The following is a 26,290-nucleotide window of genomic DNA, read 5'->3' on the forward strand; positions in this document are numbered from 1 at the left end:
ATCATTTTAAGGGCAAGCATACTTCACCCCTACATTATTTTATCTTGTTACTTTTCCACATTTCATTGAACGACTGCTTGGCAAAAGCTGGCAGTTCACGGCCCTTCCCCCATGCATTCAAAGCGTTGTAGATCATAAAACGAGGCATGTTATTGACTACCGGGGCAAACTTCAAAGCCGTATTGAACAGTTTCGGACGTTCCATCAGGAACTTCATGCCGCCGGACATAATCTTTTTCTCCGTACTCGCTTTCCCTATCTTATCCAAGTCCTGACGCCAGCGATAGATCTGTTCGCCGAGGTCTATCTTGACCGGGCAAACATTCGAGCAAGAGAGGCACAACGAACAGGCAGAAACATTGTCCGAATATTTCACCGGATCTTTCAGCATCCCTAGATTGATCCCAATCGGGCCGGGTATAAAATATGTATAGGAATAACCACCGCTACGGCGATAGACCGGACAAGTATTCATACACTCGCCACAACGGATGCAGTTCAGCGTACGGATATGATCGGGACATGCCAGGATATCACTCCGCCCGTTATCGACTATGATGATATGAAACTCACCTCCTTCTTTCGGTTTACAATAGTGAGAAGTGTAGGAAGTGATCGGCTGCCCCGTGCCGGAGCGTGCCAGCAGGCGGGTGAAGACACCTAACGAGTCCCGATCCGGCACGATCTTCTCCATTCCGAACGTCGCAATGTGAACATTCGGGAAAGAAGTTCCCATATCTGCATTCCCCTCGTTGGTGCAGACCACTATCTCTCCAGTCGAAGCAACTGCAAAGTTAGCTCCCGTCATGGCAACATCGGCTGTCAGGAATTTCTCACGCATATTTTTGCGGACGGCATGCGTCAGATAGGTCGGGTCGGAATTGCCTTTTTCCGTACCTAACACGCGCTCCATCATCTCGCCCACCTCCTGCCGCTTGATATGGATAGCGGGCATCACGATATGGCTGGGATGAAGTTTCATCCATTGAAGGATACGTTCGCCGAGGTCGCTCTCGATTATATCGTAACCTTTTCCGAACAGGTAATCGTTCATACCACACTCTTCTGTCAACATGGATTTGCTCTTTATCAGCGTATGCGCCTTGTGCTGTTGCAGGATTTCCTCGACGATCGCATTATGTTCCGCCGCGTCTTTCGCCCAATGGACAATCGCTCCGTTGGCCGTGGCGTTCTTCTCGAACTCTTCCAAAAGGACATCCAAATGGCTGTTCGAATAAAGTTTGATCTCACAAGCCAGTTCACGCAAGCGTTCCCATTCGGGAAGCGAATGGCTCATTTTATCCCGTTTGACACGGACCATCCAGAGGGTTTCGTCGTGCCAGGCTTCCTGCTTGCGGTTCCCGATGAAGCGGGCAGCCGCTTTTGAATGTTTCGTGCTCATAATCCGGAGGCTAATATTTCAACAATATGAATCGTTTTGATCGGAAGGTTGTCACGCTTGATCACGCCTTCCATATGCATCAGGCAGGAACTGTCGGCACCGGTGATGTACTCGGCTCCTGTGCTCATGTGGTCCTTCACCTTATCTCGTCCCATACAGACGGACACTTCGGGTTCCTCAATCGCAAACATGCCACCGAACCCACAGCACTCGTCGATACGTTTCGGTTCGAATATCTCAATGCCTTTCACCAAAGAGAGGAGATCGCGCAACTTAGAAAAATACGGGATATTCCGTTCACTCGGAGAAGAAAGATGCAACTCGCGCACACCGTGACAGCTATTGTGAATGCTTACCTTGTGGGGAAATTCAGCTTTCAGTTCCTTGACCTTCACAATATCGTGCAGAAACTCGCAGATATCATAAATCTTCTTGCTGTTCATACACACATGACCTGCCTTTTCCAGAATACCGGGATGATTCTCTTTCACGAAAGCGACACAACTGGCAGAAGGGCCAACCACATAATCGTACGAACGGAACAATTCTTCCATACGCAGCGCCAACCCTGCCGATTCATGCTCGAATCCGGCATTTGCCATTGGCTGGCCACAACAAGTCTGGTCTAACGGATAATCCACATCCAACCCGAGACTTTTCAATAATTTATAGGAAGCAACACCAACTTCCGGATATACCGCATTGATATAACAGGGAATAAATAATCCTATCTTCATATTGGTTTATTTTAATTACCACAAATGTAATAATTATTTCTGTTACTTTGAACTTGATCCAAAAGTAACAAATCACTTATACTCCTGCCAGCTTCGGATTTGTATATCGTCCATGCCCAGCGTGCAAAATGCTTCGATAAAGGCGCTTGCCAGACGGGCATTTGTGATGAGCGGAACGTTCAGATCGATGGCGGCACGACGGATCTTATAGCCATTATTCAACTCACCGGCTGAAAGGTCGCGCGGAATATTCACAACCATGTCAATCTTCCTTTCGTGGAGCATGGTGAGTGCTTGAGGTTCCATGTCCTCCTCGCTCGGCCAGTAAACCCGCGTACTGGAGATGCCGTTTTCTTCGAGAAAGCGGTGTGTCCCGCCTGTTGCAAAGAGGTTGTAGCCTTTCGATGCCAACATCTTGGCGGCATCCAACATGGCCACTTTCTGTTTTGGCGTACCCGTCGAGAGCAGAATATTCTTTTCTGGGATACGGAGACCGACGGAAAGCATACTTTTCAAAACAGCCTCGGAAACATCGTCGCCGATACACCCGACCTCGCCCGTCGAAGCCATATCAACACCTAAAACAGGGTCAGCTTTCTGCAAGCGGTTGAAGGAGAACTGCGAGGCTTTGATACCTACATAATCCAGATCGAATTCGTTCTTATTAGGTTTCTCGACAGGTAAACCTAACATGATGCGAGTGGCCAGTTCAATAAAGTTAATCTTCAATACTTTGCTGACGAAAGGAAAGGAACGGCTCGCGCGAAGGTTACATTCGATCACCTTGATCTCGTTGCCTTTCGCCAGATATTGGATGTTGAACGGACCAGAGATATTCAGCTCTTTTGCGATCTGCTTGCTGATACGCTTGATGCGGCGGACCGTTTCAACATACAGCTTTTGTGCGGGAAACTGGATAGTTGCATCGCCGGAATGCACACCGGCAAACTCGATATGTTCGGAGATAGCATACATGACGATCTCACCCTTATCGGCTACTGCATCCATTTCCACTTCCTTGGCATGTTCGATGAACTGGCTGACAACGACCGGATGTTTCTGCGACACGTTGGCTGCCAGCTGCAAGAAGCGTTCGAGTTCTTCCTGGTTGGAGCAGACATTCATGGCGGCGCCACTCAGCACATAACTCGGACGAACCAAGACCGGAAAACCCACCTCAGCCACAAACTCGTTGATATCTTCCATCGACGAAAGCTCTTTCCAACGCGGCTGGTCCACACCGATGCGGTCCAGCATGGCGGAAAATTTCTCGCGATCTTCGGCATTGTCGATACTCTTGGCGGATGTCCCCAAGATATTGACATGCTGCTCGTCCAGACGCATCGCCAGGTTATTGGGTATCTGGCCGCCTGTCGAGACAATCACGCCGTGCGGATTTTCCAGTTCGAGGATATCCATCACACGCTCGAAGGTCAGTTCATCGAAGTAAAGGCGGTCACACATATCATAGTCGGTCGAAACTGTTTCGGGATTGTAGTTGATCATCACTGAACGCCAACCTTCCTTACGGATCGTTTCCAACGCCTGCACGCCACACCAGTCGAACTCGACCGAACTGCCGATCCGGTAAGCGCCGGAACCCAGCACGACGATGGAACGGTGGTCACCCTGATACTGCACGTCGTTTTCCGTACCGCTATAGGTCAGATACAGATAGTTCGTCTGCGCCGGGTATTCAGCAGCCAGCGTATCGATCTGTTTCACTACCGGAACGATGCCGTGTTCCTTACGAAACTGGCGGATCTGCATCATACCTTTTTCTATATTTCCCTCAAGGCCGAAGGCGCGAGCTATCTGAAAATCGGAGAAACCTTGCCGTTTCGCCTTGCGAAGCAATGAACTATAGACTATGGACGATTGACAATTATCAGGATTGCGATATTCTTTTTTAATTGCCAATTGTCCATTGTCAATTGTCAATTTATGCAACTCCTTGGAGGTACACATGATTCCGTAGAGTTTTTGTAGGAACCACCGGTCTATCTTGGTCAGTTCGTGTATCTGATCGATGGTATATCCGGCACGGAACGCTTTGGAGATAACGAAGATACGGGTGTCGGTCGGTTCATGGAGTGCCTTGTCGATGTCGGTTATCACCAGCTCCTTGTTTTCCACGAAACCATGCATGCCCTGTCCGATCATACGCAACCCTTTTTGGATCGCCTCTTCGAAGGTGCGCCCGATCGCCATCACCTCGCCCACAGATTTCATGCTCGACCCCAACTCACGAGCCACACCATGAAACTTACCCAAATCCCAGCGCGGGATCTTGCAGACCACATAGTCGAGAGCCGGTTCGAAGAAAGCACTTGTCGTCTTCGTCACCGAGTTTTTCAAATCAAAAAGGCCGTAACCCAGTCCCAACTTGGCTGCGACGAAAGCCAACGGATAACCGGTTGCTTTAGAGGCCAGCGCAGACGAACGGGAAAGACGGGCATTCACTTCGATCACGCGGTAGTCTTCGCTCTCCGGATCGAAAGCATATTGCACGTTACATTCGCCCACGATACCGATATGACGAATGATCCGGATAGCCAGTTCACGAAGTTTATGATACTCGCTGTTGGTCAGTGTCTGTGAGGGAGCGATCACAATGCTTTCGCCGGTATGGATACCCAACGGGTCGAAGTTCTCCATGTTGCAGACCGTGATACAGTTGTCGAAACGGTCGCGCACCACCTCATATTCCACTTCTTTCCATCCCTTCAAACTCTTTTCCACCAACACTTGAGAAGAGAAAGAGAAGGCTTTTTCAACCAGTACATCCAGTTCCTCCTCATTGTCGCAGAAGCCGGAGCCGAGGCCGCCCAAAGCATAAGCGGCACGGACAATCACCGGATAGCCTAACTCGGCAGCAGCCCGGCGGGCATCTTCGGCATTTTCCACCGCTTCGCTCTTGATCGTCTTCACACCGATCTCGTCGAGTTTGCGGACGAAGAGTTCGCGATCCTCCGTATCCATGATTGCCTGTACCGGAGTACCGAGTACACGGACGTTATATTTTTCCAGCACACCACTCTGGTAAAGCGCCACACCGCAGTTCAACGCCGTCTGGCCTCCAAAAGCGAGCAGGATGCCATCCGGACGTTCTTTGGCGATCACCTTTTCGACAAAGAAGGGAGTGACGGGCAGGAAATAAACGGTATCTGCCACTCCTTCCGAAGTCTGTACCGTAGCGATGTTCGGATTGATAAGCACTGTCTGGATTCCCTCCTCCTTGATGGCTTTCAAAGCCTGGCTACCTGAATAGTCGAATTCTCCCGCTTCACCGATCTTTAGGGCGCCGGAACCGAGTATCAGGACTTTCTTTATATCTTCTTTCATTTTCAGACTCTTTTATTCGTTAACATTTTTAGATCTGTCGTCCCAATTCCTAAAGCAAATCGACAAACTTATCGAAGATAAACTCCGTATCGGTCGGTCCGCTACATGCTTCGGGATGGAACTGGGAAGAAAAGAAAGGCTTCGTCTTATGCCGGATTCCTTCGTTTGTCCCGTCGTTCATATTGACAAAGAGCGGTTCCCAGTCAGCCCCCAATGTGTCATTATCCACTGCGTAGCCGTGATTCTGGGAGGTGATAAAACACTTCTCCGTCCCCACCATACGCACCGGCTGGTTATGGCTGCGGTGGCCATACTTCAGTTTATAGATCGAAGCACCGCCTGCTTTGGCAAGCAACTGGTTTCCCATGCAAATGCCACAGATCGGTTTGTCCCCATCCAATGCCTTGCGGATATTCCGGACAGCAACATCGCAAGTATTGGGATCGCCAGGGCCGTTCGAAAGGAAAAGCCCGTCGTATTCCAAATGATTGAAATCATAGTTCCAGGGAACACGTATCACCACTACATTCCGCTTCAAAAGGTTACGGATGATATTGGCTTTCACACCACAATCGAGAAGCACAACACGCTTCAAGAGTTGAGAGTTGAAAGTTGAAAATTGAAAGTTGTCGAAGCCTACAGGGTAATGGGTGGTGATCCCGTCAGGTAAGTAGGCGACAATGTCTTTGCAAGAAACACGATCCACATAATTGATGCTACCGTAATCCGGTATTTCCCCTCCACTTTCACCTTCTTTATCGGCGGTACCGATAACGATACGTCCCATCATTACCCCGTGCTCTCGTATCTTTTTTGTCAGCGCACGGGTATCGATGCCGGTGATTCCGGGAATCTTCTCACGTTTCAACCAGTCACCAAGGCTTTCCACAGCATTCCAGTGGCTATACTCTTCACTATAGTCACTCACGATAATCGCCTCCGCATGAATTTTCTCACTCTCCATGAAGGTAGGCAAGCCGTTCTCTTCGATAGAGAAAGGAGGCACCCCGTAGTTTCCGACCAGCGGATAAGTCAGAACCATCAACTGCCCGGCATACGAAGGGTCGGTAAGACTTTCGGGATAACCGGTCATAGCAGTGTTGAACACCACTTCGCCGGCCACTGCCTTGTCAAAACCAAAAGAGAAGCCGTGAAACATGCTTCCGTCGTCTAAGACCAATGTTGCTGTTTTTCTTGTCATTTTCAATATTCAATTATCATTTTTCAATTCCCCAATATTCCTCTTCCATATAATGAATGAACGCTTCGTTCACCATTCGTACACCACCAGGTGTCGGATAATCACCGGAGAAATACCAGTCGCCCGGATGATCAGGACAAGCGGCATGTAACCCTTCGAGTGTCTGGTAGACAATCTCCACCTTCGCACGTGTTCCTACGGGGGTAAGCAGTTCCACCATCTTGGCCGAAATTTCCTCGTCGGTGAAAGACGCATAAATCTCCTTCACGCAATTTACGGTCGCATCGCACGGCATAACCTGCTGCCGCTTGGCTTTCTTATAGGCATCGAGCAGAACGGATTCCATCCCCTTGTCCACTAAAAGTGCCACGGCAGCCTTGAACGCGATAAATTCGCTCATACGAGACATATCAATACCGTAATAGTCCGGATAGCGCACCTGCGGAGACGAGCTGACCACCACGATCTTCTTCGGATTCAGGCGGTCCAAAATACCGATGATACTCTGCCGGAGTGTCGTACCGCGCACGATACTGTCGTCGATCACGACCAGATTGTCCTCGAAAGGCACGACGCTTCCGTACGTGATATCGTACACATGGGCAGCCAGATCGTTACGACTGTTTCCCTCAGCAATAAATGTACGCAATTTTATATCCTTGATCGCTACTTTTTCACACCTAACACGCATGGACAGGATTTGTTCCAGTTCTTCCTCCTGAAGCAGGTGGCTACGATCGGCGATCCATTCTTTTTTCTTCTTGTTCAAATATTCGTTCATGCCCTCCTGCAATCCGAAGTAAGCAACCTCCGCCGTATTCGGGATAAAGGAAAAGACCGTATGGTTCAGATCGTTGTCCACAGCCTTCAGGACTGCAGGTACAAGATTTTCACCCAACCGTTTCCGTTCGCGGTAAATATCCCGATCGCTTCCACGCGAGAAGTAAATACGTTCGAACGAGCATGCCTTATTCTCCTTCGGCTCCATAATCTGCGAGGTATGCCAGTCACCTTGCTTGTTGATGATCAGCGCCTCTCCCCTTTTCAGTTCATGCACATCTTCGGCAGGCACATTCATGGCCGTCTGGATTACTGGACGTTCGCTTGCCAAGATCACAATCTCGTCATCGGCATAGTAAAACGCCGGACGGATGCCCCAAGGATCGCGCACGCTGAAAGATTCGCCGCTCCCGGTCAGTCCGCAGATCACGAAACCACCGTCCCATTGCGGGGCACAACGTTTCAGGACATTCGACAGGTCGACATTTGCCTCGATCGCATGGGTGATATTCATTCCTTTCAGCCCTTCGGCTTCGTACTTCCGGTACAGGCGTTCGACCTCACGGTCCAGACGGTGCCCCACCTGTTCTAGCATGATGAAAGTGTCGGCATAGGCACGCGGATGCTGGCCGATGGCTGTTATCTCTTCAAAAATATCCTGTACGTTAGTAAGATTGAAATTACCGCAAAGAGCAAGGTTCTTGGCTCTCCAGTTGTTACGGCGTAAAAAAGGATGGACATAGGAAATACCGGATTTCCCGGTCGTACTGTAACGCAGGTGTCCCATATAAAGCTCTCCTGCAAAGGGAAGGTTTGTTTTAGCAAAAAGCGGATCATTCAGTTTGTCGGGCGGCAAATCCTTGTAATACTCATGAACGGCTGCGAATATCTCGGTAATGGCTTCTGTGCCTAATGCTCTTTCCCGAAACATATATTCTTCGCCGGGACTAGCTTCCAACTTGACGCATGCTAAACCGGCTCCTTCTTGACCGCGGTTATGCTGCTTTTCCATCAACAAATAGAGCTTATTGAGCCCATACATCCAGGTTCCATACTTCTGATGATAATATTCCAAAGGCTTTAGTAACCGGACCATGGCGACTCCACACTCGTGTTTAAGTACTTCCATTTGGTTCTATCTTGTTTATTCCGACTGCAAAGATACTTACATTATATTACATAATGTTCATATAAACGAAGTTTATTTGACACATTAATAGAAATAATCATTTTATCTACCATTTAGTTAAATTATTCTATAAAACAATATTCTTTCAACAAATCTACCAAATAAAAAGAAAAAGTCCTTTCATCACATACGGATCGTAAGAAAGCAAAAGGCTTTTTTATATAATCATTATCAGAGCGATTTTGTTCTGGGAAATCGCTTTTGGATTTCTCATTTACACAAACTGACTTTATAAACAAAATGCGGCATGTCCACCCCTCGGTAATGCTTTATGAAGGTTGCCACTTTTTGCATGCTATTGCGCCGCGCTACTTTTTGGGAAGCAATATTGGTATCCCGTATGATCGAATAGACCTCTTCGAAACCAAGCGTATGGAAAGCATACTCCCGACAAGCGACAGCAGCTTCGATAGCAAAGCCCTTATGCCAAAACTCCTTTCTAAAAAGGTAACCGATTTCAGGGACTCGTTTTCCGTCAAATTCCTGATAAGTAATACCACACTGCCCAATTAGTTCGTTGCTACCTTTCTCAACCACTCCCCATAAACCGAAGCCGTCGTGCCGGTACCGTCCGAACTGCCTATCCAGCCAGTTTTGCACTTCCTGATCGTTGAATGCCCCTTCATAGGCATACATGACTTCATCGTCCTGCAACAGTTTGCACACATCCTTAAAATCTCCTTGTTCCAATCCCCGTAATAACAATCGTTCCGTTTCCAGTATTTTCATATCATCCTCCACATTTATAAAATCATCAATTCCGAAACATTTAAGTTTCTCACCTTTACCAACACTATTTCCGGTAAAAGAACTTTTACCTCCTCTTCTTCTCCCGTTTTTTTCCAATACACGACAAAATTAACGCGTGCCTCTTTCAGTTCATATCCCTTATCCAGCCATTTCTCGATCTCTTTTTTGAAACTGTTTGAAAAACGGACAACTTCCTTATCCGACGAATCGCAACAACCGCCCTCCATCAACCGCAATGGCATGCCACTTTTCAGATTTCCAATCGACTCCTGCCTCCTTGCATCTTTGAAAAAATCCAACCATACATCGCGATGCGTAAGCAAGAACAGTAAACGTTCCGGCATCGGATAATAAGCCTTATCGAACCGGATAATTTTTTCCTCATTGCCGAAAATTTCCGGATAATAGCTATTCAAATGGATCGATAACTTATTTTTGGCACGTGTGAGTGCTACATAAATCTCACGTCTCTTTTCATCCGTGACAGGCTGATTATCCCCTAATAAATCCCTATTATCGTTTAAAAGCAGAAAGACATTATCAAACTCTTTCCCTTTTGCCTTGTGAATCGTAGAAACAACGATAGTTTCTCCCCGAACGGCATAGAAATCTTCCAGCTTCGATTCAAACAGATACGTTTCCCAATCCGAACGATACTTACAGGGATAAAGTTGTTCGAAATTCTGAATAATCCCCCGGCAAATTTCCCAAGAAGCAGCTTCACAATATTCATTTTTAATAGCTTGTTTTGCCTCAGCCCAGCATACTTCATCTATCAGATGAACCTCCGCTTGCGATCCTAAAATCCGGTTGAAGAAACGCATCTCATCCATATCGCACAGACGGAAACCCTCGTTTGACTGAATCAAACGGACTGGCATACGTTTATCTTTCAACAAACAGGCAACCTGTATCGCTTCCCAGTTTGTCTGAGTCAATACGCAGGTCGTTCCGATTAGAGGGGTTGCACAAATATCCTGCACCAATGGTATAACCATATTCGGCGACTGGTATTGAACGATACGGATCTCACCTTCATCCTGGTCGTGAGAAATGATCCGCGACTGCTTCATTCTTTCAGGTATAGTTTCCCAAAAACGATTCGCAAACTCAACCAAACACTTTTTGCTTCGGAAATTGACCAGCAAATCATGCGTACGAGCACCGTATTCATCGACCAGCTTTCTCATATATCGGGAATTCGAACGACGGAAACTGTAAATATTCTGGTCATCGTCACCTACCGCGACCACCTTCAAGTCCTCATTTTTACGAATAAGCGCCTCCACCAGTGCAAACTCGTCTTCAGTCATATCCTGCGCCTCATCAATCACCAGAACCGTTTTTGTAATACGATTTATCTCTACTTCCCCATTGTCTATTTTTCCCACGGCATCGATAATTACGGAAGATGATTTTTCTAAAGAACCTTGCAGCCCTAACAGGTCGAAACAATAAGAGTGGAAAGTCTTGATCTCAACATAACCAGCAGCAGTCCCTATCAAATCCCATAACCGTCGTCTGAATTCGCTCGCAGCAGCACGAGAAAAAGTCAGCATCAAGAGTTGTTCGTGCTTGACATCTTCCTCCAACAGCAAGTAAGCCAGTTTATGAACAAGTACACGTGTCTTTCCACTTCCGGGTCCCGCCATGACGACTATAGAACCGGGACGGTCATCCTTGACAATCTCCAATTGTGTTTCGGACAATTTCCCCAATAACCGCTGAAGTTTGGTATTCGTCATTTTCCGGTTAATCTCATCCCTCCGTTTACCAGGGAAATATTTTTGGAGGAATGACGAATAATTCAGTTGGAAATAGTCGTCAACAAATTCCAATGCATCGCTATTACCGGAAAGCATTTTCCGTACATATTCACCGACAATATTAATCTGCTGGATCTTATTGGCATAAAACAGTTCGAGTTTATGATAATCATCCTGTTTATATTGCATCTTATTATTCAGAACCAATCTGTCTATCTGCAATCGGTTGTATAACACCAAGAAGCCACCTTCGATCTGTAAGGCTTCTATCCGCGAAAGATACAAAAGAGTATCTTCAATGTCTTCCATCCGAATGGTATGCCCAAACAATTGTTTCCTGACATCCTTCTCATACGCCTCTTTCAGCTCAAGCATGGAAAACTCGACCAAAATATTTCCGCTCTGTTCCAGCTCGCTGGACTGTCCTGTTTTCTCAAACAAATAACGAATGATGAAATCAGACAAGAGATGCCTCCCTTCCGTCAGTTCTTCCAGATCGAGGACCGATCCGGTACGGGCAATCGTGACATAATTATGCGCTTTATCCAAGTATATCCGTTTGATCCAGTTCTTTTCAGACCAAAAATTAAGGAGTCTGTTTAGCTTATCTGGCGAAATACTTTTTCCAGTCTCGATCTCGGCTTCTTTCCGTAGCTCTTTCAGATTGAAAGATTGTTCTTTTGCGGTAAAAACGGATAAAAGATATTCATCAAGACGGTTGTAAAGAAGGACCGTTTCAAGCGAACGATTGCTGTTTTCACCTTTTTTTATATAAGCTGTCAAGTCACAAGCGTCTGCCAGAATATTCTCTTCCCGCAACAAGCGAATGACCAGCATCACTTCTTGCCGGGATATCCCCAAATGGTCCGAGATATAATCGATACGAGATTCCGGGATCTCGCCATTTACATGCTTGCGGCTTCTCGTCGAAATTAATTTTTTGATGATACGTATCGCTTCTTCCTTTTGAGTGTCATCAAAACGTGGAGAGACTGTTATTCTATCGATAGCCTCCTGAGCTGTTTTCGCAAGGATACTATCAGCAAAAACACACGGATTGTTTTGCCCCCGCCGAATATAACCGGCCTCCTCAAGCGCGGCTATTGCAGTGGTTACACGCGTTTCCACGTCCAGAATATTTTCATTCCAACCAGCTTTACGGGCAAGTTCAAGAGCTGACAACGAAATCCTGGAACTGGTAAGTTCTTTAATTGCTTTCCAAACCTGCTGTATCTCTTTAATACGCAGTTTGGTCTGGTTTAGCAAATAGAAGTGCTTGTCCAGATCCTCTTCGTTGAAAAGAACGTAACAATCCGCCTCAATTGATTCGTCACGTCCGGCTCTACCAGCCTCCTGCACATAATTTTCCAATGAATCCGATATCTCGTAATGAACCACCAGACCGACATTTTTCTTGTCGACCCCCATTCCAAAAGCAGAGGTAGCGACCATTATCCGGATTTTATTGTCTATGAAATCATTCTGACTGGATGTTTTCATCCGGGTTTCCATCTTTCCGTGAAAAGTACCGGCCGAAAAACCATCCTGCTGCAAGCGCGTGGCAACTTTGGCTGCCGTACGGGTACGGGAAACATAAACTATAGCCGGACAATCATGGTCTTCAATGATACTCCGTAACAGTCCATATTTTTCATCTTCATTTTCTACCTTGAAAACTTTGTATTTTAGATTTTTGCGGGTACTTCCCGAACAAAATGTTTTAAAGCGTATATTTAGCTTTTCGAAAAAATAGTCTTTGATATCTTGTATTACATTCTGCTTGGCAGTGGCTGTAAAACAGGACACCGGTATCGCCTGCTTCCCTCCTTTTTGTTCCTGTAACAGACGTATGAAATCACCTATATATAGATAATCCACACGGAAATCCTGTCCCCAAGCTGAGAAACAGTGTGCCTCGTCAATAACGAAACGAACCACTTTCCGCCCGACCAACAACCGTTCTATCGTTTTCGAACGAAACGACTCCGGCGATATATACAAGATAGAAACCGACCCTTCTTCCACCCTTTGGATAGCATGGGCACGTTCCACCGGGTCTAACATCCCGTTGATGGTAACAACATCCATGATTTCATTTTTCCACAGGTTATCCACTTGGTCCTTCATCAGGGATTGCAAGGGAGAGATAACGACAGTAAGTCCTTTTATCCGTTTACCGCTCATCAAAGCCGGGAGCTGGAATGTGATGGATTTTCCTCCGCCTGTCGGAAAAACAGCCAAAAGAGATTCTCCTTCAATCGCAGCCTCCACCGCTTTCTGCTGCAGATCTTCTCCTTCATAGGTACGGAACGAATCATATTTGAAAAAATATTTCAGTCCTTCCTTACCGTTAAATGCTCCTCTGCAATAAGCACATTCGTTATTTTCACAAGGCGTATCCCGCAAACGCTCCATCACCCATCCTACCTTCGGGTAATTATGCAATACCCAAAGCGGAATGCCGGAACTGCTATTCCAACAATTAATCAAAGACAGGCCATAAGCCAATTCCACCGGATAAGAGGTGATCAATTCAGCAAGCGGAGAAGATATACAGATGTCTTTACTGAAACGCTCAAGGATACTACCCGATAAATCATCCAGAATATCCGGTGCATAATCTATGTAATCAAAAAAGCCGCCGAACTCATCCGTATCATGTAATAACCCGTAATAGATCATTTTCAGCATACTATCCAAGCGTTCAAAAGCGTTTTGTTCTTCCTCGAATAACAACAACGATTTCAGCGAATCGTTTACCGGGTTATTGGGTTTATCAGCCTGTAACTTATCATCCTTGGACAGTTGATGATGCAGTTTTTCCGGGAACAGCAACGAGGATAGATAGAGCGTATCAATTATTTTCGGTTGTCGGCAGCCTGCTTTCTCAAACTGAGGTTTCAAATAAGAAAGGTCATGTTTTAATATATTATGCCCGCCAATATAAGGTACCTGATGCAAAAAAAGCAACAGATTATCAAAGGAATTTTCATGAAAAGGAGTTCTGTCGGATCGGACAGCTCCGATATCCACTACCCGGCAGGTGTTCAGCGTTACTTCCAGATCAACAAAGGTTATGTCTTTCATGGGCTACATTTTTGTTTTGTAGCAAAAATACATTTTTTCTTTTATCCTCAAGCAACCACACCAAAAAAATCCTTTCTCGACTATCTTTCCCATATTGTCATTTTGATAATAATCTCCTGCCGAAAACGAGAGATACTACCACTCCTTCGGACGAAGAGAAGCCGAGAGAACTCTAAGACTCTTGGCTCTTGACTAAGAAATCTCACATTTTCATATTCCCTATTACAAAGAAATGCATATATTTGTCTAACGTTAAAATTCAAATTATGAGAATTTACTACTTCATTATCACCCTCATTATCAGTTTTTGTGTTTCCCTTCAGGCACAAAACAATGCGGACAAATTCAAGCAACAGGCACAAAGTAGCTTTGAGAACAAAGACTATACGAAAGCCCGCTATCTTTATATCCAGGCATACAAGGATTACGCAAATGAAGGAAAAATAACGCAGGCAATCGAATGCGGTACACAGGCGGCATCCCTCTATCACCGCGAGAACTACTATCAGGAAGCGTTCGACCTCTGCCGACAAATGAGCCAGATAGTGGCAAATCAGGAACATGCAGAGCAAAAGAAACTGTACGGCCTGCGTTTTGGGATAACAAAAGAGCGCCTACAAATGTACATCAAGCTAAGAAACACCGCGCAAGCACAGCTCCAGCTTAACATGCTGGACAACTTGGCCGAAGAATCAGGCAATCCCGAACTTACCGAAGAACTGTTGTACACAAAAACCGATTATTTCTATATCTTCGAACAGAAAAAAGAAGGAGACGCAGCATTCAACAAGCTCATCAGCCAATACCGGGAGAAAAAGGAATACGGCAAAATCGACGAATGCTATCAAAATCTGATCGCAATTGCCCGCAAAGCCAATAATATCTCGTTGCTGGAGCAAACCTACGAGAAATATATGGTATGGACCGATTCCGTAAAAATGCTTACCGCAGAGGACAAATTGGGTGCCCTGCAACAAAAATACGACAGCAGCCTGCAAACGATACAGGAAAAAGAAGACCAGCTATCAGCCAAGCAGTATATCATCGCCGGGCTCTGCACGTTAGCCGCCATCCTAATTGCCGCATTGGCGTTTCTGGCATTTCTGGTCATACGCTTCATACTCCTGAACCGGAAGTTGAAGAAGATCATCCAGACCATCACCGAGCACAGCGAACAACAGACCGGATTCATCCAAAGTATATCGGCGCAGATGGAACCGACACTAGACGAAATGAGCAAATCGGTAGCCGGATTGCAAATCACAGCACCCAGACAAGCAAAAGCCATACAAGCCCGTATCGATGCCCTAAAACAGTTCGGAAACCATATACAAGAACTTTCTTTGTTGAAAAACTCCTTGCTGGAAACCTACGAAGCACAATCTTTTAATGTCAGCTCTTTCTGCGAGAAAGTGATGGAACAGGTAAAAGAGGATGTCCGTCCGGACGTTGAAGTCACTGCTGATATCCCAAAGATCGAAATCAAGACAAATGCCGAACAGCTGCAACGCATCTTGCTACACCTGCTGAGAAATGCGGCGATCTACACGACATCAGGCAAAATCAAGCTGGAATTCAAGAAGAAAGGAGCCCATATCTGTCAGTTCATCGTTACCGACAGCGGTCCGGGTATCCCTGTCGAAAAGCAAATGGCGATCTTCAAGCCTTTTACTGAAATCAAGGATCTGACTGATGGAGACGGACTGGGATTACCCATCTGCTCCCTAATCGCTTCGAAGATGAACGGTACACTGTCCATAGACCCCGAATACAAAAAAGGCAACCGCTTTATTCTGGTATTGCAGGTGTAACCTGACCACATACATCTCCTGCCACAGGCGAGTCCGCATCGTCTGCGGCAGGTTGCATCCTGTAAATCTCATTCCATCCTCTTCTTCACTATCCCCCCAGGCATACGTATCAAAAAATACAACATACTTCCTATTTGATAGAATTAAACGATAATAACACTACAAATTATTACCTAAATCAATCATACACTTTCAAATAGTAACAAATCAATCTATAGAATAAAAAAGCCTCTCCTTATTCACACGTAACACTATTACATTTTGAAAGAAATAATATATATTTGTCAGACATTTTGATGCATAATAAAATATTTTACAAACATAAGGTCAACAAATAATGAAAGTAAGGAGCCATTTGAACAATAAGCAAGGATTATACGATCCTGCCAACGAGCACGACGCTTGCGGCGTAGGACTGATTGTAAACGTCCACGGTGGTAAATCGCACGGTATTGTAGAATCAGCCCTTAAGGTATTGGAAAACATGCGGCACCGGGGTGCAGAAGGAGCAGATAACAAGACTGGCGACGGTGCAGGCATCCTGTTACAAATTCCACACGAGTTTATCTTACTGCAAGGTATCCCCGTACCGGAAAAAGGTAAGTACGGAACCGGACTGGTCTTCTTTCCGAAAGACGAGAAACAGCATTCGGCTATCCTCAGTATCATGATCGAAGAGATCGAAAAGGAAGGGTTGACCTTAATGCATCTGCGCAAAGTACCTGTCAACACGGACATCTTAGGAAAAGACGCACGGGATACAGAGCCGGATATCAAACAGGTGTTCATCACCGGATGTGACGACCAGCAAGTATTGGAACTGAAACTATACATCATCCGCAAACGAATCGAGAAACGGATGGCGGCATCCGATATACCGAACAGGAAAGATTTCTACGTAGCGTCACTTTCCACCAAGAGCATCATATATAAAGGCATGCTGGAATCAATGCAACTTCGCCATTATTTCCCTGATCTGACCAACCCCTACCTGACAAGCGGACTGGCACTCGTCCACTCCCGCTTCAGCACGAACACATTCCCGACCTGGAGTCTAGCACAACCGTTTCGCCTCCTGGCACACAACGGGGAAATCAATACGATACGGGGCAACCGTGGCTGGATGGAAGCACGTGAAAGCGTCCTGTCCTCTCCCCGCATCCCGAATATAGACGAGATACGCCCGATCATCCAGCCGGATATGAGCGACAGCGCTTCGCTGGACAACGTGCTGGAATTCTTCGTGGCGTCCGGCATGAGCCTGCCACATGCCATGGCGATGCTGGTTCCGGAAAGTTTCAACGAAAAAAACCCGATATCGGAAGACCTGAAAGCGTTCTACGAATATCATTCCATCCTGATGGAACCGTGGGACGGCCCGGCCGCCCTGCTTTTCAGCGACGGACGGTATGCCGGAGGAATGCTCGATCGCAACGGCTTGCGCCCGGCACGCTACCTGATCACGAAAAACGGCATGATGGTCGTGGCGTCCGAAGTGGGCGTAATGGACTTCGAACCTGATGAAATAGAGGAAAAGGGGCGTCTGCAACCGGGCAAAATCCTGCTGGTCGATACGGAAGAAGGCAAGATCTATTACGACGGCGAACTGAAAAAGCAGCTTGCTGGCGCACAGTTCTACCGCGTCTGGCTAGCAAACAACCGGGTGGAACTGGACGAACTGAAGTCCGGGCGACACGTCCCGCACACCGTTGCCGGATATGACAGGATGCTACGCACTTTCGGGTACAGCCGCGAGGACATCGAGCGTATCATCGCCCCGATGTGCATAGGCAGCACGGAGCCGGTCGGTTCAATGGGAAACGACATACCGCTGGCCGTCCTCTCCGAGCATCCTCAACTGCTGTTCAACTATTTCCGCCAACAGTTCGCCCAAGTGACGAACCCGCCAATCGATCCGCTCCGTGAGGATTTGGTCATGAGCCTAACAGAATATATTGGTGCTGTAGGAAGTAATATCCTCATACCGAACGAGGCACATTGTAAGATGGTACGCCTCGCTCACCCAATACTGACCAACACGCAATTAGATATTCTTTGCAACATCCGCTATAAAGGTTTCAAGTCCGTCAAGCTGCCGATGCTCTTCGAAGTATCGCAAGGCTGCGAAGGACTGAAAACCGCCCTCGACCGGCTTTGCATGCAAGCAGAACAATCTGTCGCAGACGGTGTGAACTACATCATCCTGAGCGATAAGGATGTGGACGAAACCCATGCCCCTATCCCTTCACTCCTTGCCGTCAGCGCCGTGCACCACCACCTGATCTCCGCACAAAAACGTGTGCAGACCGCATTGGTGGTGGAGACTGGGGAAATGCGCGAAGTGATGCACGCAGCCTTGCTCTTAGGCTACGGAGCAAGCGCCATCAACCCATATATGTCGTTCGCCATCCTCCAAGATCTGGTGGACAGGCAGGAAATACAGCTCAACTACGAAATGGCACGCAAGAACTACATCAAAGCGCTTTGCAAAGGTCTGTTCAAGGTCATGAGCAAGATGGGAATCAGCACGATCCGCAGCTATCGAGGCGCCAAGCTGTTTGAGGCAGTCGGCCTTTCGACCGCACTTACCGATGCCTATTTCGGAGGGACGGCCAGCAGTGTAGGCGGTATCCGCCTGCAAGAGATAGCCGCCGACGCCATCGCCCTGCATCATCAGGCCTTTAGAGGGACAATAGACAGTCTGACTCTTGAGCACAAAGGGCTATACAGTTTCCGCAAAGACGGCGAGAAACACGCATGGAACCCGGAAACGATCTCAGCCCTCCAACAGGCAACCCGTTTGGGTAGCTACAAGAAGTTCAAGGAATACACACATCTCGTAGACAAAAAGGATACACCAATCTTCCTCCGAGATTTCCTGACCTTCCGAACGGGAAAATCCATTCCGATCGAAGATGTGGAACCAATAAGCGAGATCATGAAGCGTTTCGTCACGGGCGCCATGAGCTTCGGCTCGATCAGCAAAGAGGCGCACGAGACGATGGCAGTAGCAATGAACAAGATACATGGACGCAGCAACACAGGGGAAGGAGGCGAAGACTCCGCCCGTTTCACTCCCCGCGAAGACGGTCTCTCCCTCCGTTCCGCCATCAAACAAGTGGCCTCCGGACGTTTCGGCGTAACCGCTGAATATTTAGTGAATGCAGAAGAGATACAGATCAAAGTCGCCCAAGGCGCAAAACCAGGTGAAGGTGGACAGCTGCCGGGATTCAAGGTTAACGACGTGATTGCCAAAACACGCCACTCCATTCCAGGTATCTCGCTGATCTCTCCTCCTCCCCACCATGACATTTACTCGATCGAAGACCTAGCACAACTGATCTTCGACCTGAAAAATGTCAACCCGAGTGCCGAAATAAGCGTGAAGCTGGTATCGGAAAGCGGTGTCGGGACAATTGCAGCAGGCGTAGCAAAAGCTAAAGCCGACCGCATCGTCATATCGGGAGCCGAAGGGGGAACAGGTGCTTCTCCGATGAGCTCCATCCGCTACGCCGGACTGCCTCCCGAACTGGGATTGTCGGAGACGCAACAGACACTGGTCATGAATAACCTTCGCGGGCAAGTCCGGCTGCAAACCGACGGACAGTTGAAGACCGGGCGCGACATCGTCCTGATGGCCCTGTTGGGAGCCGAAGAGTTCGGTTTCGCCACCTCCGCCCTGATCGTACTGGGCTGCGTGATGATGCGCAAATGCCACATGAACACCTGCCCGGTGGGTGTCGCCACCCAAAACGAGGAACTGCGCAAACGTTTCCACGGCCGTTACGAATATTTGGTGAACTTCTTCACCTTCCTCGCCGAAGAGGTCCGAGAATACTTGGCGGAGATGGGCTTCAAAAGGCTGGATGACATCATCGGGCGTACGGACCTGATCGATAAGCGCCCACCCACGCCATCTGCATCCGGCAAATACGCATTGCTCGATTTCTCCAAATTGCTGCACATCCCAGCACAGGCTGCTACAAATGCCATACGTCATACGGCAGAGCAGGTCCACTTGACCGGACATGTAAAAGACCAGGACATTATCCTGCATGCCATGCCGGCCATCGAGCACCGACAAGAGATTTCTTTGGATTATGCCATAGCCAACACCGACCGCTCGGTAGGCGCCATGCTCTCCGGTGAGATTGCCAAACGATACGGCAACTCAGGATTACCGGAACATACGCTTAATATCAAATTCAAAGGTTCGGCCGGACAGAGCTTCGGCGCCTTCCTTGCGCACGGTGTCAACTTCCGCCTCGAAGGAGAAGCCAACGATTATTTAGGCAAAGGCTTGAGCGGAGGACGTATCAGCGTGATGCCTCCGGTACGGTCGACCTTCGTAGCCGAAAACAACACGATTGCCGGAAACACCCTGATGTACGGGGCGACAAGCGGCGAAGTGTATATCAACGGACGTGTAGGCGAACGTTTCTGCGTGCGTAACTCCGGTGCTATCGCCGTCGTAGAGGGAGTCGGTGACCACTGCTGCGAATATATGACCGGAGGACGCGTGGTGGTTCTCGGACGTACAGGGCGCAACTTCGCCGCCGGCATGAGCGGCGGTGTTGCTTATGTGTGGAACAAGGAAGGAGACTTCGACTACTACTGCAATATGGAGATGGTCGAACTCTCGCTGATCGAAGACAGCACGACACGCAAGGAACTGCACGAACTGATCCGCAAACATTACCATTTCACTGGCAGTCACCTCGCAAGCAAAATGCTTGACAACTGGAACAAGTATGTGGATGAATTCATACAGATCGTCCCGATCGAATATAAAAAGGTCTTGCAGGAAGAGCAGATGAAGAAGTTGCAACAAAAAATCGCTGAAATGCAGCGCGACTACTAAACGGCAGGGATACGTACCCGGCAAGTGAGGAGCGACCGTCCTTATGCGTGAGGAGTCACCGTCCTTACAAGGTCCCCCCTACCCATCCGGGCCGAATTACGAAGAAAAGAAAAGTATCAGTATAAACAATCAATTACCAACATGGGAAATCCGAAAGCATTCCTCACCATACACCGGCAAGAAGCCGGATATCGTCCCGTTCATGAACGCATCGACGACTTTAGCGAAGTAGAACAAACGCTCAACAGCAGCGACCGCCGCACACAGGCTTCCCGCTGCATGGACTGCGGCGTGCCCTTCTGCCACTGGGCCTGCCCGTTAGGTAACAAACAACCCGAATGGCAAGACCTGCTCTATAAAGGCAGATGGCGCGAAGCCTTCCACGTGTTGGAGCAGACCTGCGACTTCCCGGAGTTTACCGGACGCATCTGCCCCGCTCTCTGTGAGAAAAGCTGTGTGCTGAAACTGAGCTGTGACGAGCCTGTCACGATACGCGAGAACGAAGCCTCCATCGTAGAGGCCGCTTTTCGCGAAGGATACATCCAACCGGTCCGCCCCATCCGCAACGGCAAGCGGGTAGCCGTGATCGGCAGCGGCCCGGCCGGACTGACAGCAGCCAACCAACTGAACCGCCGGGGATACGAAGTAACGGTATTCGAGAAATACGAACTCCCAGGCGGCCTGCTCCGATTCGGTATTCCGAACTTCAAATTAGGGAAGAACATCATCGACCGCCGTATCCGGCTGATGGAACAGGAAGGGATCGTCTTCAAAGTCAACACGATGGTCGGCAACGAAGTATCCGCCAAAGAGATCGCCTCGACGTTCGATGCCGTCTGTATCGCCATCGGTTCCGAAGTGCCGCGCGACCTCCCCATCGAAGGGCGTAATCTGAAAGGCGTCCATTTCGCCCTCGAACTGTTGTCACAACAGAACCGTATCCTCGAAGGCATCGTCATCCCGCCTAAAGACATCATCAACTGCAAAGGCAAGAAAATCCTCATCATCGGTGGCGGCGACACGGGAAGCGACTGCGTCGGGACAGCCAATCGCCACAAAGCCGCTAACGTGACGCAAATCGAAATCATGCCCCAGCCGCCCGTCGGACATAACCCGACAACTCCCTGGCCCCTGTACCCGCAAGTGCTGAAAACGAGCAGCAGCCACGAAGAAGGATGCATCCGCCGCTGGAACCTCGCCTCCGTCCGTTTCATCGGCGAAAAGAACACACTGAAAGGCGTCGAAGTCGAAGAGGTGGAATGGTTGCCTGCGAAAAACGGCGGACGTCCCGAAATGTGGAAGACAGGCCGTACGGAAATAATCGAAGCCGACCTCGTCTTCCTCGCGATGGGCTTCATCCACCCCGAACAGGAAGGGCTGATCAAAGAACTTTCCATCGCCGTCGACACACGCGGCAACATCGCCGTCGATCCGGGCACCAACCGGATAGCCGACACTAATATCTTCGCCTCAGGCGATGCCGTCAGCGGTGCCAGCCTCGTTGTCCGTGCCATGGCCTCCGGTCGCAAAGCAGCAGCCGCTATCGACAAATACCTGCACCCCCATAAATCATAATTCATAATTCATAAATCATAATTCCCATGTGTGGTATTACAGCAATCTTCAACATCCATAGCAGCGCCGCCGACCTTCGTCAGCAAGCCCTGAAAATGAGTAAACGTATCCGTCACCGCGGCCCGGACTGGAGCGGCATCTATCAAGGAAAAACCGCCATCCTCGCCCATGAACGCCTCTCCATCGTCGATCCTGCATCCGGCGGACAACCGCTGAGAAGCAAAGACGGCAAACTGATCCTCACCGTCAACGGCGAGATATATAACCATCGCGAACTCCGCGGACAGTTGAAAGACGAATACGAATTCCAGACCGGAAGCGACTGCGAGGTCATCCTCGCCCTCTACCGCAAATACGGCGTGGGATGCGTGGAAAAGCTGAGCGGGATCTTCGGATTCGCTCTCTACGACGAAGCGAACGACTGTTACCTGATCGCCCGCGATCCGATCGGCGTCATCCCCCTCTATATCGGCCACGACGACGAAGGGCATCTCCTTGTGTCATCCGAACTGAAAGGGCTCGAAGGCTTCGCCACCGCATACGGCCAGTTCCCTCCGGGACACTATTTCTATAGCCGTGATAAGGATTTCACCCGCTGGTATATCCGCGACTGGATGCAATATGATAACGTGAAAGATAATCCTGCCAGCGTAGAGGAACTGCACGATGCCCTCGAAGCGGCCGTACGCCGCCAACTGATGAGCGACGTGCCCTATGGCGTACTCCTTTCCGGCGGTCTGGACTCGTCCATCACCTCCGCCATAGCCAAAAAATACGCAGCCAAACGCATCGAGACCGAAGGGAAGGCAGATGCATGGTGGCCGCAGCTGCACTCCTTCGCTGTCGGTCTCAAAGGAGCGCCTGATTTAGTGGCAGCCAAGAAAGTGGCCGATTATATCGGTACTGTCCACCACGAGATCAACTACACGATCGAGGAAGGGCTCGATGCCATTCGTGACGTGATCTACTACATCGAGACATACGACGTGACGACTGTCCGCGCCTCCACTCCGATGTACCTGTTGGCTCGCGTAATCAAGTCGATGGGTATAAAGATGGTGTTGAGCGGCGAAGGGGCGGATGAGGTGTTCGGGGGTTACCTCTATTTCCACAAAGCCCCGGATGCGAAAGCATTCCACGAAGAGACCGTCCGTAAACTGAGCAAACTCTATATGTATGACTGTCTACGGGCTAACAAAAGCTTATGTGCTTGGGGTGTGGAAGGTCGCGTTCCTTTCCTCGACAAAGAGTTTCTCGATATTGCCATGCGCCTCAACCCTGAAGCCAAAATGTGTCCCGGTAGCGTGATCGAGAAGAAAATTCTCCGCGAGGCTTTCGCCGATGTGCTCCCCTCGGAAATAGCCTGGCGGCAGAAGGAACAATTCTCCGACGGCGTCGGCTACAGCTGGATCGACACGCTGAAAAAGGTGACCGCCCAAGCCGTCAGCGACACTGAAATGGCGAATGCCGCCCGGCGCTTCCCGATCAACACGCCTCAGAACAAAGAAGAATACTTCTACCGTACCATCTTCGAAGAGCATTTTCCCAGTGAAAGTGCCGCCCGCAGCGTGCCGAGCGTACCGAGCGTTGCCTGCTCCACCGCCGAAGCTCTCGCTTGGGATACCGCCTTCAAGAACATGAACGACCCCAGCGGACGGGCGGTGAAAGGGGTACATGAAGCGGCATACTGACATACCGATCTCCGTAACAAAACACACTCAAATCTGTATGTTATATAAAAAACAGAAACAAACCTCTAAACTGAAGTTTGCTTCTGTTTTTATATGACCTTCACTAATCCCGCACGCAACGGATAGGGAAATAACAAGCTCCGACTGCTGCCGCTGAGACATTATTATTAATCATATCATTGTCGCCATCCAAATATGGAAGCATCGGAATTCCCTTTGACAAGATATCGACCCAAAATAAGACAGTTCCTTCTAACTCCGTTGAATTAAACTTAGGAGTATTGGTTTTACCAAACCCTGTTGTCTGTCCCAGTGCAGGCACAGCATAAAGTGAAAGTCCACTCAAATTATCAGGAGTATTATCACCAGACTTCCACCATTGAGCAGCCACCCAATCACGACTATCTTTATTTTCCGCCACATTAGAAGCCATCATATGCCACCAGTCAAAGCCAAAAATATAATCAATATATTCCATGTCTGCATAATAATTTCCAAATACACCATGCGTAAAACTTGTCGGAATATGCCACCCTTCGGGGCAAAGACTATTATTAGTTTGTCCTTCTATATCTTGTGAAAGAATATTGTAATCTGAACCAAGATTCTGGACATATGGATCGTAATCTCCCGCCACAGCCGAAAAGTTATAATGCAAACCATATCGTTTCTTCACCTCATCGCTCTGACTTTCCACATCAAAACTATCATCTTTCTTATAATAATCATACATAGCTGCTTTCTGATACTGAGTACCTGTCGAATATTCGTTAAGATAAACAGTTTGAGACTTTTGGTCATCCGTTGCGCTCCGCTGATAAACCAAAGAAGTTCCATCCTTAAACTTTGTAGCACGCAAATTCTCTCTCATCCAATAAGACGCTCCTATCTTGACAATAGGATACTCAATACCGTCAGCATCCGAAATGGTATAGGGTTCTAACTTATACTTATCAATCCCATTTTTGCATTCCTTGACATTTTTAGATGATGTAATCATCAATTTGGAGATTTCCTCCTTCCCTCCAGTTCCCGCAATAAAAGCTGCAAGAGGTGACACATTACCATTTTCATAACTACCCCGCATTGTCCAACCAATGTTACCTCCGGCAATATTCCTACTGCCTTTAGCACCTCCTAGATATTTCGCTATATATCCATTGGCAAGGTCTACCTTGTTATCTTCACCTACAGGATAAACGGCTACGACCTGATAAGTCACGCCATTTTGCCCCGGAATACGGCCGAACCCTTCCTTACAGATCTCCGCAACCTGCTTATCGCCATCCATCACTTTCCACACGTTGGATTTATCCCAATCTATATCATTTATATCGATATAATTCTCAACTGTGACAGGCATACTGAACCGGGTTCCATCAGTCAAGATAAATTCCACATAGTCATCATAGACCTTCACATCGCTAAAGAACGAGCTACCACCGCCCCCACCGCTACCGGCAGGACCTTGTGAGCCGGTCGGACCCTGTTCTCCCGTTTCGCCACGCTCACCTGAAACTTTCGCCCACTGCTTACCTCCGTCTACAGAAAGATAAACGGCAGTATCATTCTTCTTACCCCCGCCAATCAGAATGGCATCATCCGGCAATTGGCTTCCTAATTTCAATTCAGGAGGTATACTCTGTGTATTAGCGCCGATTATATTGCCTTCAGAATCTTTCATCAGTTCGCCGTCAAGTGTCCAATACCAATTTCCATCTTCCGACTGCTTTATACCGATTAGGGGGGTATTCCCTTTTTCGCCTTTCTCGCCGTGATAGATCGTAGCCGGTTCCTGATTCTTAAAACGTATCGTATAACCGACCGTATCACTGCCTAAAACCACAGGAGTGACATCCGTGATATAGTCATTTTCGTCCATCAACTTTTGAAGAGCATCAATATTGCTACTGGCCGCAGCCTGCCAGGTTTCCAAAGCTTCGATACGGTTCTCCAATCCCGAAATCTTATTCCATAAATCTTCATCATTATAGCATCCGGTCATAAACACAGCAGAAAGAGCTAACCAAACACAAATACTCGTTTTTATCTTTTTCATTTTTCTATTATATAAAAATTCGATTAATAATACTAA

Annotated in this window: 12 protein-coding genes; 4 read left to right on the plus strand and 8 right to left on the minus strand. The window is 48.1% G+C overall.

Annotated elements, in window-relative coordinates; translation table 11 throughout:
- Window positions 1-34: 34 nt before the first annotated feature.
- From NQ542_RS06805 to NQ542_RS06835, 7 genes are all read right to left on the minus strand, one after another.
- A complete protein-coding gene (locus NQ542_RS06805; RefSeq protein ID WP_005638598.1) occupies window positions 35-1,402 on the minus strand; it encodes a lactate utilization protein B in 1,368 nt (455 codons plus the stop codon).
- Complete coding sequence (locus tag NQ542_RS06810; RefSeq protein WP_005638600.1) at window positions 1,399-2,139, minus strand: (Fe-S)-binding protein; 741 nt, start codon at window positions 2,137-2,139, stop codon at window positions 1,399-1,401. Before NQ542_RS06810 ends, NQ542_RS06805 begins: the two co-directional genes overlap by 4 nt.
- Before the next feature lie 72 nt (window positions 2,140-2,211).
- On the minus strand, window positions 2,212-5,484 hold the full coding sequence (carB, locus tag NQ542_RS06815; RefSeq protein ID WP_005638602.1) for a carbamoyl-phosphate synthase (glutamine-hydrolyzing) large subunit: 3,273 nt from the start codon (window positions 5,482-5,484) through the stop codon (window positions 2,212-2,214).
- 49 nt (window positions 5,485-5,533) lie between these two features.
- Window positions 5,534-6,685: a glutamine-hydrolyzing carbamoyl-phosphate synthase small subunit gene (gene carA, locus NQ542_RS06820; protein ID WP_005638604.1), complete on the minus strand. Its 1,152-nt coding sequence runs from the start codon at window positions 6,683-6,685 to the stop codon at window positions 5,534-5,536.
- A gap of 16 nt (window positions 6,686-6,701) precedes the next feature.
- The gene (locus NQ542_RS06825; RefSeq protein ID WP_005638606.1) at window positions 6,702-8,594 is read right to left on the minus strand and encodes an amidophosphoribosyltransferase; all 1,893 of its coding nucleotides are present in this window, start codon (window positions 8,592-8,594) and stop codon (window positions 6,702-6,704) included.
- Window positions 8,595-8,864: 270 nt separating this feature from the next.
- A complete protein-coding gene (locus NQ542_RS06830) occupies window positions 8,865-9,383 on the minus strand; it encodes a GNAT family N-acetyltransferase (protein ID WP_005648815.1) in 519 nt (172 codons plus the stop codon).
- 14 nt (window positions 9,384-9,397) lie between these two features.
- Window positions 9,398-14,257, minus strand: coding sequence for a RecQ family ATP-dependent DNA helicase (locus tag NQ542_RS06835; protein WP_005638610.1), 4,860 nt, complete (start codon window positions 14,255-14,257; stop codon window positions 9,398-9,400).
- A 266-nt stretch (window positions 14,258-14,523) separates the two neighbouring features.
- Here NQ542_RS06835 and NQ542_RS06840 point away from each other — a divergent pair, with 266 nt between their 5' ends.
- From NQ542_RS06840 to asnB, 4 genes are all read left to right on the plus strand, one after another.
- Window positions 14,524-16,068 (plus strand): sensor histidine kinase, encoded by a 1,545-nt coding sequence (locus NQ542_RS06840; protein WP_005638614.1) that lies wholly within the window; start codon window positions 14,524-14,526, stop codon window positions 16,066-16,068.
- Between the two features lie 337 nt (window positions 16,069-16,405).
- Window positions 16,406-20,929 carry a glutamate synthase large subunit gene (gltB, locus tag NQ542_RS06845; RefSeq protein WP_005638616.1) on the plus strand — a complete coding sequence of 1,508 codons (4,524 nt, stop codon included), beginning with the start codon at window positions 16,406-16,408 and terminating at the stop codon, window positions 20,927-20,929.
- Window positions 20,930-21,070: 141 nt separating this feature from the next.
- Window positions 21,071-22,504, plus strand: coding sequence for a glutamate synthase subunit beta (locus NQ542_RS06850; RefSeq protein ID WP_005638618.1), 1,434 nt, complete (start codon window positions 21,071-21,073; stop codon window positions 22,502-22,504).
- Between the two features lie 26 nt (window positions 22,505-22,530).
- Window positions 22,531-24,195 (plus strand): asparagine synthase B, encoded by a 1,665-nt coding sequence (gene asnB / locus NQ542_RS06855; RefSeq protein WP_005648812.1) that lies wholly within the window; start codon window positions 22,531-22,533, stop codon window positions 24,193-24,195.
- Window positions 24,196-24,298: 103 nt separating this feature from the next.
- Here asnB and NQ542_RS06860 read toward each other — a convergent pair whose 3' ends face one another.
- A complete protein-coding gene (locus tag NQ542_RS06860) occupies window positions 24,299-26,254 on the minus strand; it encodes a PL29 family lyase N-terminal domain-containing protein (RefSeq protein ID WP_005638627.1) in 1,956 nt (651 codons plus the stop codon).
- Window positions 26,255-26,290 lie beyond the last annotated feature (36 nt).

Source organism: Parabacteroides merdae ATCC 43184, assembly GCF_025151215.1.
GTDB classification, from domain to species: Bacteria; Bacteroidota; Bacteroidia; order Bacteroidales; family Tannerellaceae; genus Parabacteroides; species Parabacteroides merdae.